Below are 10,900 nucleotides of genomic sequence, written 5' to 3'. Positions count from 1 at the left end.
AGCACCGTGGAGGCGTCCGCCTCGGTGGGCGTCCCGGCGTGGCTGTGGGACCAGGGCGGCAGCCGGTCGACCAGACCGGCCACGGTGACCGAGCGCAGATGGTCGCGCCAGGCCCGGTCCGCGTCGTACATGACCTTCGCCACCGGGCAGGGGCCAGTGCACTTCTCCGGCGGCACCGCGCATTCGCCGCGCTGGCGGATCTCCGTGCACACGAAGGGCGGCAGGGTGCCCTCGATCGCCTCCACGATGTCCAGAGCGGTGATCCCCGACGCCGGGCGAGCGAGCCGGAAGCCGCCGCGCGGTCCGGAGGTCGCGGTCAGCACCCCGGCCTGCACGAGGGACTTCAGGTGCTTGGCGAGGTACGCCTCCGGAAGGTCGAAGTACCCCGCCAGGGTCCGCCGTGAGACGGGCGCCTGGGCCCTGGACTGCGCCAGCGCCACCGTGCAGTGCAGAGCCCACTCCACTCCCTGCGACAGCTTCATGATCCGCACCTTGCTCATGTTGGTGGATAGGGAATGTTGATGATATCGCGACGGCGGTGACCCCTCCTGTGCGACCGGGGAATTTCCCCGGTCGCACATCCGCAGTGCTGTCGCGCCGCCAAGTCGCCCAGCGTGCTGACCACTTTGAGGGGAGGCGCGTGCGGCCTAGGGTCACCATCAAACGATCTTCGTTGGGGGAGCGGCCGGCGGCTTCCGGCTCCGGCGCCCCGCGGCGGGCCCCTTCGCCGGCCCCCGCTGCCACTGCGCGGCGTGCCGCCCCCTCACCCCTGCACCTCTCACCCCTGCCCCTTCGCTCCGTTCACGCACACGAGGAACTCGTATGACGACAGCCCGGCGCCCCCGCACGATGTCACTGGGCGCTCTCATCCACGGATCCGGTGGCCATGTCGCGGCCTGGCGGCATCCGCAGGCCCGCGCCGATGGGCAACTGGACTTCGACTTCCGTGCCCGTCTCGCGCAGACCCTGGAGAACGCCAGGTTCGACGTGCTGTTCGTCGCCGACGTCCTCGCCACCTGGGGCGAGGACGCCGAGACACTCAGCCGCACCGGCCGGGCCTCCTACTTCGAGCCGCTGACCGTGCTGTCCGCGCTCTCCTCGGTCACCGAGCACATCGGTCTGGTGGCCACGGCCACCACCACCTACAACGCCCCGGCCGACCTTGCCCGCCGGTTCGCCTCCCTCGACCAGCTGTCGGGGGGCCGGGCAGGCTGGAACGTGGTCACCTCGCTCGTACCGCTGGAGGCCGCCAACTTCGGGTTCGACGAACATCTCGCCCACCATCTGCGCTACGAGCGTGCGGACGGCTTCGTCACCGAGGTGCGCCGCCTGTGGGGGCAAGAAGGGATGCCGCGCTCGCCGCAGCAGCGCCCGGTGATCTTCCAGGCCGGCTCCTCGGAGGACGGCCGGGAGTTCGCGTCCCGGCACGGCGAGGTGCTGTTCACCGCGCAGACCTCGATCGCCGGTGCGCAGGAGTACTACGCCGACGTCAAGGCGCGCGCCGCCCGGCACGGCCGCGATCGGCGGGAGGTACTGGTGTGGCCCGCCATGTCACCGCTCGTCGCGGCCACCGAGGCGGAGGCACGGCGACGCGTGGAGGAACTGGAGGAACTGGTCCACGACGAGGTGGCCCGCCGCCTGGTCCAGGACACTCTGGGCGGCTTCGATCTCAGTGGCTGCCCGTTGGACGGGCCGCTCCCGGAGATCCCCGAGAGCGACCGCAGCAAGTCGCGCCGGCAGCAGCTGGTGGCCCTGGCCCGGGAAGGCGGCCTGACCATACGTCAGCTGGCGCGGCGCATGACCGGCGGCGGCGGAATCGTCGCCGGCACCCCGGAGCAGATCGCCGACCATATGGAGAGCTGGTTCCGGCAGGGCGCCGCGGACGGCTTCAACCTCTCCTTCCCCTATTTCCCCGGACCGGTCGAGGACTTCGCGGACCACGTCGTACCCCTGCTGCGCCGGCGCGGGCTGCTGCCCGCCGACTACGCGGGCACCACCTTGCGGGAGAACCTCGGGCTGCCGAGCCCGGCGGCCGTCCCGGCCGTGGCCGGAGCGAGCCGATGAGCGGGCGCACGAGAACCTCGCGCGGCGCCGAGGCCCCGCACGTGTGGGCATGGCTGGACCCCGGACGCGCGTCCCTGCGCGAGCTGCGCGCGTTCGCCGCCGCGGCCGAACGGGCGGCCGTGGACGCGGTACTGATCGCCGATCACGACGACGGCACGGCGGGCGACGCCCTCGACCCCACCGCGGTGCTCGGGGCGCTCGCCCCGGACACCAGGAGCATCGGTCTGGTGGCCGCCGTCCCGCCCGGCGAACGGCAGCCGTACCACGTGGCTCGGGCTGTCGCCTCCCTGGACCACATCACACACGGCCGGGTGGGCTGGTACGCGTCCGACGGGGGCGCCGATCGACGCACCGAGGAGTTCGTCCGCGTGGTGCGCGGGCTGTGGGACAGCTTCGACGACGACGCCTTTGTGTACGACCGCTCCTCCGGCCGTTGCTTCGACGCCGCGAAACTACGCGCCCTCAACCACCGGGGCGAACACTTCCGGGTCGCGGGTCCCCTGAACATCGCGCGGCCGCCGCAGGGGCATCCGGTCGTGGTCCAGGACGACGGGCCGCTCGCGGGCGGCACCGCCGATGTGGTCCTGGTGGGCCCGGTCGCGGACCTGGAGAGTGCGCGGGCCCGCTACCGGGCGGTCAAGGAGTGCGCCGCCGTCCACGGCCGGGACCCCGAACAGGTCCGGGTGCTGGTCACCATCGACGTCCCCTCGCCGGGGGCCACCGTCGACAGCCTGGAGCTGTGGTTCCAGCGGCGGGCCGCGGACGGCTTCCTGCTCCGCTTCCCGGGAACCGCCGGGGACGCGTTGGCCGGCCTCACGCATGCCGCCGAGGGCCTGCTGCCCGGGCTGTGCCGCCGCGGATCACTGCCCGACGACACCGTCCCGACGGATCTGCGGGGCCGGCTCGGGCTGCCGCCGCTTCCCCTGTGCGGCTGAGGCGACCGGTGGCGCGCGAGTGAGGAATCTCCGCACTCGCGCACCGGGCCAACCGGCCCGTCCGTCACGATTGTTCAAACAGGAATTCCCTCGGCGCAATCACGGAACTGCTAAATTCAGCTGCGTATCAAGGATTTGTCAGGCCGGTCGCGGATGGCGCTGGTCCCCGCGATTCTCTGCGGCCTGACAGCACACCGCGGCCTGACATCACCATTCACATCAGAAATGCCGTGACCAGGGAGGGCCTTATGGCCATCGGAATCATCGGCATGGGATCCCATGTCCCCGAAACCGTCATCACCAATGCGGATATCAGCGCCTGGACAGGCGCCGAGGAATCCTGGGTGGGCGATCGCACCGGGATATACGAACGGCGCTATGCCGCCGACGGCACGGCGACCTCCGACCTCGCACTGCCCGCCGCCGCACAGGCGCTGGACAGCGTGCCCGACGCCCGGCAGCGGCTCGGCGCCATCATCGTCGCCACCTGCACCCCCGACGTGCCGCAGCCCGCGACCGCCGCGATCCTGCAGCACAAACTCCAGCTGGGCAGCGTTCCGTCGTTCGACGTCAACGCGGTCTGCAGCGGATTCCTGTACGGTCTGACCCTCGCCGAGGGGCTGCTCGCCTCCCGCTGCAAGGACCGCCATGTGCTCGTCGTCGGCGCGGACATGTTCTCGCGTCTGATGGACCGCACCGACCGGCGCACGGTCAGCCTGTTCGGCGACGGGGCCGGCGCGGCCCTGGTCGCCGAGGTGCCCGACGGGTACGGACTGCTGGCACACCGCTGGCAGACCGACGGCGACCTCTACGAGTTCGTAGGCGTCGAGGGCGGCGGCACGCGGCTGCCGCTGGACGCACAGGCCCTGGCCGAGGGGCGCCAGTACTTCCGGATGAACGGTCGCGCGGTCCGTACGTACGCGCTCTCCACCCTGCGCAAGCTCGTCGAGGAAGTCCTCGGCGACGCCGCGCTGACCGTGGACGACGTGGACCGCTTCGTGATCCACCAGGCCAACACCCGGATGGTGGAGGAGGTCGCCCGCGACCTCGGAGTGGGGCTCGACCGCTTCGCCTTCACCGCGCCCGGCCTGGGCAACACCGCCGCGGCCTCGGTGCCGCTCACCCTGCACGCCTCCCATCGGGAGCGGCCGATCCGCCGGGGCGAGCGCATCCTGCTGGCCGCCGTGGGCGGCGGGCTCGCCGGCGGCGCCGCTCTTCTGCGCTGGTACTGACCGCGCCGCACCCACACCCCACGAGAGGACGGAGATGACACCCGCATGAACGCCGAGGAGATCAAGGAGCAGGCACGGCTCCTGCTGGCCGAGGAGGCCCGGGTCGAGCCCGCGCAGATCCGCGACGACACCGTGCTCAAGCGACTGCCCGGCATGGGCACCGGCCGGGTCCTGGAGGTGATCGGCCGGCTGGAACGCCGCCACGGCCTGGTGATCGACGACCAGTACCTGTACGGCCTGACCACCCTGGCGGACCTCGAACGCATCGTGACGGCACAGTCCGCACCACGACCCGAGGCGCAGCCCGCGTCGCGGCCCGAGCCGAAGCCCCGGCCCGCCGCCGGGGGCGCCGCCTCCGACGGGGAACTGCGCGGCTGGCTGCGCTCCCTGGAGAAACTGGTCCCGACTCCCGACGACCTCACCCACTACAGCGTCGACCGGCCCACCGCCCTGGCGCTGATGCGGACCGACGACCGCACCCTCGACACCCTCATGCGCCACGGGCTGCGCCACGGCGACGGCCCCGACGGGCCCCGCTTCGACGAGCACGACCTGTACAACCTGGCCATGTACTGCGGCTCCGGCCGCTCCGTGCCCGAGGTGGCCGTGCGCTACAACGTCCGGCTGGCCCGGGGCTCGGTGGAGAGCTGGACCCGCCCGGAGGTCTGGCGCATCCGGCACTTCGCCACCTGCCCGGACCACGGCCGCTGCGACCAGCGCTGGGAGCTGGCGCCGGTGCGCCCCGAGGGCTTCGGCGGTGAACTCCTGGAGGTCACCCACGACTTGCTGCGTGACGGCCCGGTGCCCAGCGGCGAGGTGGCCGGCCGCCCCGCCTTCATGATGCTGGACTGCACGGTCCGCACGGCCGGCAAGCGGATGGAGCTGCGCTCACCGGTGCTGCGCTCGGCCTACCGCGACGCCCTGGAGGAACTGCGCTCGGGCAAGATCCGCTTCCAGTCGGTGCCCGCGGCGCTGCGCGTCGACGCCTCGAAGGCACGCGCCCTCGGCGTCGGGAACTGCGTGTCGACCTCCATGCACCTGGCGCAGACCCTCGCCCACGCCGGTTTCCAGGTGCGCACCCGCAAGGGCTACTTCGTGGCCGTCGGTGCCGAGGACCACGGCTGGATGGAGGTCCTTGAGGACGGCGAGTGGAAGGCGCTCGACCCGGCCCTGGCGCTGCTCGCCGAGTGGGACCTCGGCGCCGAACGCTCCGCGGCGTTCACCGAGTTCTGCGCGGGCTCGTACCTGAACCGTTTCGTCCCCTGCGACAGCAGGGCGGACGAGGAAGTGGTGCGGCACTGGCACGGAGACCAGCTCTTCGACGAGGTGCCGACGACGATCGTGACGCGCACGGCCGGCACGGCCGTGGGGAAGTGAGTGTGATGACCAAGGCACGGGAGCTCGTTGGGCTCTGCATCGCCAACCCGGAGCTCCTCGACGGGCTCGAAGAGGGCGCGGACCTGCGGGACGCGGGCCTGAACTCCGGTGAGTTCGTCCTGATCGCGCTGCGCATCGAGGAGGAGATCGACCGCCCGCTGGAGGACGAGGAGATGGACACGCTGTCCACCCTCGCCGACATCGAGGCGATACTCTCCGCCGCGCCGTCGGCCCAGGGCCAGGGATGAACCCGCTCGCCGGGACACTGAGCGACGGGACGGCCACCGCCGAGGAGGTCGCCGCTCTGCCGGTACCCGAGAGTTACCGCGCGGCGGTGCTCTTCAAGGACCAGCAGGGCATGTTCGACGCGATGCCGCTGTCCGAACGGGACCCGGCCAAGGCCGTCCATGTGACCGAGGTGCCCACCCCCGAACCCGGCGCCGGCGAGGTGCTGGTGGCGGTGCTGGCCAGCTCGGTCAACTACAACACCGTCTGGAGCGCACTGTCCTCGCCGGTGTCCACCTTCGCTTTCCTCGAACGCTATGCGCGCCTGGGCGGCCCGGCCGCCCGGCACGACCTGCCATACCACATCATCGGTTCCGACCTCGCGGGTGTGGTGCTGCGCACCGGGGAGGGGGTACGCGGCTGGCGGGCCGGTGACCATGTGGTCGCCCACTGTCTGTCCGTGGAACTGGAGAGCGCCGACGGGCACGGCGACACCATGCTCGACCCCGAACAGCGCATCTGGGGCTACGAGACCAACTACGGCGGGCTGGCCGAGCTGTCCCTGGTCAAGGCCAACCAGCTGATGCCGAAGCCCGGCCACCTCACCTGGGAGGAGGCGGCGAGCCCCGGCCTCGTCAACTCCACCGCCTACCGGCAGCTCGTGTCGGCCAACGGCGCCGCCATGAAGCAGGGCGACAACGTCCTGATCTGGGGCGCGGCCGGCGGGGTCGGCTCCTATGCCACCCAGCTGGCCCTGGCGGGCGGCGCCAATCCGGTCTGCGTGGTCTCCTCACCGCAGAAGGCCGCGCTGTGCCGGGCGATGGGCGCCGAGCACATCATCGACCGCCGGGCCGAGGGCTACCGGTTCTGGAAGGACGAGGACACCCCCGACCCGGGGGAGTGGCGCCGCTTCGGCCGGCACATCCGCGACCTCACCGGCGGCGAGGACCCCGACATCGTGGTCGAGCACCCCGGACGCGAGACCTTCGGCGCCTCCGTCTACGTGGCCCGCCGCGGCGGCACCATCGTGACCTGCGCGTCCACCTCCGGATACCGCCACGAGTACGACAACCGATACCTGTGGATGCAGCTCAAGCGCGTCATCGGCTCCCACTTCGCCAACTACCGCGAGGCATGGGAGGCCAACCGGCTGATCGCCAAGGGCCGTATCCACCCGACCCTGTCCCGCAGCTATCCCCTGACCCAGGTGGGCGAGGCGGTCTCCCTCGTCCACGCCGGACGCCACCACGGCAAGGTCGGTGTGCTCTGCCTCGCCCCGCGCGAGGGCCTGGGCGTACGGGACGAGGAACTGCGGGCGCGGCATGCGGACGCCATCGACCGCTTCCGTGACCCTGCGACGGAGTTGTGATGACCACTGAAGAGAAGACCCGCCGGATACGGGCCTACCAGCCCCTGACCGAGGAGGAGCGGCGCCGGCAGGCCGAACGCACCAGCGGCGAGCCCATGCTGGACTTCACCGCCGGCCAGGTCGGCACCGACAGCACCCCCTACATCGACTACCACCACGTCGACTCGCTGCTCTCCCTCCAGCACCCGCGCAGCGACGAACCGGCCGAGCTGACCTTCTACATCACAGGGCAGGTCCAGGAGCTGCTGTTCAAGCTGATGTTCACCGAGACCAACCGCACGCGCGACCTGCTGCTGGCGGACCGGCTGGACGACGCGCTGTGGTACCTGCGGCGGATCGAGAAGATCCTGCGCGTGCTGACCGTCTCCTGGGAGCCGGTCAGCACCATCACGCCCACCGAGTTCGCCCGGTACCGCGACGAACTGGGCACGGCATCCGGATTCCAGTCGTACATGTACCGGCAGCTGGAGTTCTCGCTCGGCAACAAGTCACCCCGGATGGCCGAGGCGTACCGCGCCGTGCCCTGGGTCCACGAGCTGGTCGACGCGGCGCTGCGGGCGCCCAGTCTGTACGACGCGGCACTGCACCTGCTGCGCCGGCGCGGCTACGACATCCCGAGCGAGGCCGTCGAACGCGACTACACGCAGCCCTACGAGGAGCACCCGGCGGTCGAGGCGGCCTGGTCCGCGCTGTACACCGACCAGGACCGGGACCCGCGGCTGTACGCCCTGGCCGAGGCCTTGTGCGACCTCAACTACCACTACTCGCGCTGGCGTCACACTCATCTGCTCGTGGTGGAACGCGTCCTCGGCCACAAGCCGGGCACCGGCGGAACCTCCGGTGTCGACTGGCTGCGTCGCGCCGCCCGGCACCGGTTCTTCCCCGAGCTGTGGGCCGTCCGCTCCGGCATCTGACACACAGGCAGGACATGCAGATGGACACGCCCGTGTACGGCGACTACGACCAGCGCACCCTCGACCGGCAGTACTCGCCGAGTTCCTGCGTCGAGGACATCAATGTGTTCCTGGACCGGTACGCGGTGGAGAGCGAGAGGACCCGGCGGACCGTCCCGGCCCGCCGCGGCATCCGCTACGGCGAACAGCCGCCGGAGACGCTGGATTTCTTCCCCGCCACGGTGCCGGACGCCCCGCTGATGGTGTTCGTGCACGGCGGCTACTGGCAGGAGCTGAGCAAGAACGAGTCGTCCTTCCCGGCCCGCGGCCTGGTCGCGGCCGGAGCGGCCTACGCCGCCCTGGACTACGGCCTTGCGCCCGAGTACCGGCTCGACGAGATCGTGGCCCAGGTGCGCCGCGGCCTGGCCTGGCTGCTCGAACACGCCGTTGACCTGGGCGTGGATCCCCATAGGATCCACCTCAGCGGCAGCTCGGCCGGCGCCCATCTGGTGGCCATGGCCCTGCTGGACGACTGGCGGCCCGGCGGGCTGCACCCCGCCGACGCGTTCGCCGGCGCCACCCTGCTCAGCGGTGTGTACGACCTGGAACCGCTGCGGCTGACCTACGTCAACGAACCGCTGGGCCTGGACGTGCACAGCGCGGCCCGGCTGAGCCCGATCCGGCACCTGCCCGCCCGCCTGCCCGCCCTCGTGGTGGCCAGGGGCGGCGCGGAGACGGACGAGTTCGTCCGCCAGCACGAGGACCTGCTGCGCGCGGTCGCCCCCCGTGCCGCGTCGGTGCGCGAGGTCGTCGCCGGGCACCGCAACCACTTCGACATCACCTTCGACCTCGACCAACAGGCGTCCGAGCTGGGCGCGGCGGTCTTCGCGCAGCTCGGGCTGCCGGCCACCACCCCCCGTCCATGACGTTCAAGAACTCACGACTCGCGGCTTTCGGCCCACGACGTTCGACTTTCGATGTGAGGAGACAACTCCCATGAGTGACAACCGGATCAGGAAGATCCTCGTGCTCGGCGGCGGCACCACCGGCTGGATGAGCGCCGCCTACCTCGCCAAGGCGCTCGGCTCCAGCGCCGAGGTCACGGTGCTGGAGGCGCCCTCCGTCCCGCGGATCGGCGTCGGCGAGGCCACCATCCCCAACCTGCAGAAGGTCTTCTTCGACTTCCTCGGCCTGTCCGAGGAGGAGTGGATGCCCGAGTGCAACGCCAGCTTCAAGCTCGGCATTCGGTACATCAACTGGCGCACCCCGGGCAGCGGTGAGGCGCTGGGCCGCGAGCACCAGGGCGGCAAGGACCACTTCGACCACGTCTTCGGCGTACTGCCCAGCCACGAGAACCTGCCGCTGTCCCACTACTGGACCCACAAGAAGCTCACCGGCCAGACCGACGAGCCCTTCGACCAGGCCTGCTACACCCAACCGCAGATCTTCGACCGGAACCTGTCCCCGCGCTACCTGGACGGCACCCGCTGGGCCAGCTACGCCTGGCACTTCGACGCCCAGAAGGTCGCCGACTTCCTGGGCCGCTTCTCCGTCGAGAAGCTCGGCGTCCAGCACATCCAGGACAAGTTCGTCGGCGCCGATGTCGACCAGCGTGGTCACATCGTCGCGGTGAAGACCGAGGAGGGCCGCCGCCTGGAGGCCGACCTCTTCATCGACTGCTCCGGCTTCCGCAGCCTGCTGATGAACGGCGTCATGAAGGAGCCGTTCCTGGACATGAGCGATCACCTGCTCAACGACCGCGCGGTCGCCACCCAGATCCCGCACGACGACGAGAACAACGGCGTGGAGCCGTTCACTTCGGCCATCGCCATGTCCGCCGGCTGGACCTGGAAGATCCCCATGCTGGGCCGCTTCGGCACCGGCTACGTCTACTCCAGCCGCTTCACCTCGCAGGACGAGGCGACGCAGGAGTTCTGCCGGATGTGGGGCATCGACCCCGAGACGCACCCGCTGAACCACGTCAAGTTCCGCGTCGGCCGCAACCGCCGCGCCTGGGTGAAGAACTGCATCGGCCTGGGCCTGGCCAACCAGTTCGTGGAGCCGCTGGAGTCCACCGGCATCTACTTCGTCTACGCGGCCCTGTACCAGCTGGTCAAGCACTTCCCGGACAAGTCCTTCGACCCGGTGCTGGTGAACCGGTTCAACCACGAGGTCGAGGAGATGTTCGACGACACCCGCGACTTCATCCAGGGCCACTTCAGCTTCGCACCGCGCAACGACACGCCGTACTGGCGCGCCTGCAAGGAGCTGGAGCTGGCGCCCCGGTTCGTCGAGAAGGTCAAGGAGTACAAGTCCGGCCTGGGCGTGAACCTGCCGGTCACCGACGAGGCGGGCTACTACGGCAACTTCGAGGCCGAGTTCCGCAACTTCTGGAGCAACGCCAACTACTACTGCATCCTCGCCGGACTCGGCGAGCTGCCGGACAACCCGATGCCGCTGCTGGCCCACCAGCCGGAGTCGATCGCGTCCGCCGAGGCGGTCTTCGAGGAGATCAAGAAGCGCCGTGAGGAGCTGCTGGCCACCCTTCCGTCCACCCACGAGTACCTGCTGAAGCTGCACGGCAAGGCGTGACCGCCAGGGGCGGCCGGCCCGGCCCGGGAACGCTCCGGGCCCGGCCGGCCGCCCCCTGAACCCCGCCCCTGGGACGGGACCTAGACGGGAACTCGATGTCCATCTCACTTCAGCCTCTCGGCCTGGTGCGCCTCGCCCTGGTGCTCGCCGCCACGGTGGCCGTGGTGGCAGGCGGCCGGTACGCTGCGCGCCGGGCGCGCCAGCCGGAGGTGA

General features: G+C 70.8%; 10 protein-coding genes. 9 read left to right on the top strand and 1 reads right to left on the bottom strand.

Annotation, left to right across the window (positions count from 1 at the left end; all coding sequences use genetic code 11):
* The coding region (locus tag M878_RS94050) for an RrF2 family transcriptional regulator (RefSeq protein WP_078630602.1) at window positions 1-482 on the bottom strand (482 nt) is incomplete at its 3' end.
* Between the two features lie 340 nt (window positions 483-822).
* Here M878_RS94050 and M878_RS60470 point away from each other — a divergent pair.
* The 9 genes from M878_RS60470 to M878_RS60430 all read left to right on the top strand — a co-directional run bounded on the left by M878_RS60470 (window position 823) and on the right by M878_RS60430 (window position 10,687).
* A complete protein-coding gene (locus M878_RS60470) occupies window positions 823-2,064 on the top strand; it encodes an LLM class flavin-dependent oxidoreductase (protein ID WP_031224680.1) in 1,242 nt (413 codons plus the stop codon).
* A complete protein-coding gene (locus M878_RS60465) occupies window positions 2,061-2,999 on the top strand; it encodes an LLM class flavin-dependent oxidoreductase (protein ID WP_023546228.1) in 939 nt (312 codons plus the stop codon). Before M878_RS60470 ends, M878_RS60465 begins: the two co-directional genes overlap by 4 nt.
* A gap of 248 nt (window positions 3,000-3,247) precedes the next feature.
* Window positions 3,248-4,231, top strand: a complete 984-nt coding sequence (locus tag M878_RS60460) for a 3-oxoacyl-ACP synthase III family protein (RefSeq protein WP_023546227.1) — start codon at window positions 3,248-3,250, stop codon at window positions 4,229-4,231.
* A 45-nt stretch (window positions 4,232-4,276) separates the two neighbouring features.
* Window positions 4,277-5,608 (top strand): acyl carrier protein, encoded by a 1,332-nt coding sequence (locus M878_RS60455; RefSeq protein ID WP_023546226.1) that lies wholly within the window; start codon window positions 4,277-4,279, stop codon window positions 5,606-5,608.
* A 5-nt stretch (window positions 5,609-5,613) separates the two neighbouring features.
* The gene (locus M878_RS60450; RefSeq protein WP_023546225.1) at window positions 5,614-5,856 is read left to right on the top strand and encodes a phosphopantetheine-binding protein; all 243 of its coding nucleotides are present in this window, start codon (window positions 5,614-5,616) and stop codon (window positions 5,854-5,856) included.
* On the top strand, window positions 5,853-7,202 hold the full coding sequence (gene ccrA, locus M878_RS60445) for a crotonyl-CoA carboxylase/reductase (RefSeq protein ID WP_023546224.1): 1,350 nt from the start codon (window positions 5,853-5,855) through the stop codon (window positions 7,200-7,202). Before M878_RS60450 ends, ccrA begins: the two co-directional genes overlap by 4 nt.
* A complete protein-coding gene (locus M878_RS60440; protein WP_023546223.1) occupies window positions 7,202-8,116 on the top strand; it encodes a tryptophan 2,3-dioxygenase in 915 nt (304 codons plus the stop codon). Before ccrA ends, M878_RS60440 begins: the two co-directional genes overlap by 1 nt.
* 20 nt (window positions 8,117-8,136) lie before the next feature.
* A complete protein-coding gene (locus M878_RS60435; RefSeq protein ID WP_023546222.1) occupies window positions 8,137-9,021 on the top strand; it encodes an alpha/beta hydrolase in 885 nt (294 codons plus the stop codon).
* Window positions 9,022-9,091: 70 nt separating this feature from the next.
* Window positions 9,092-10,687 carry a tryptophan halogenase family protein gene (locus M878_RS60430; RefSeq protein WP_023546221.1) on the top strand — a complete coding sequence of 532 codons (1,596 nt, stop codon included), beginning with the start codon at window positions 9,092-9,094 and terminating at the stop codon, window positions 10,685-10,687.
* Window positions 10,688-10,900: the final 213 nt, after the last annotated feature.

Source organism: Streptomyces roseochromogenus subsp. oscitans DS 12.976 (assembly GCF_000497445.1).
Lineage (GTDB): Bacteria > Actinomycetota > Actinomycetes > Streptomycetales > Streptomycetaceae > Streptomyces > Streptomyces oscitans.
This window is presented reverse-complemented; position numbering and strand designations above follow the sequence as displayed.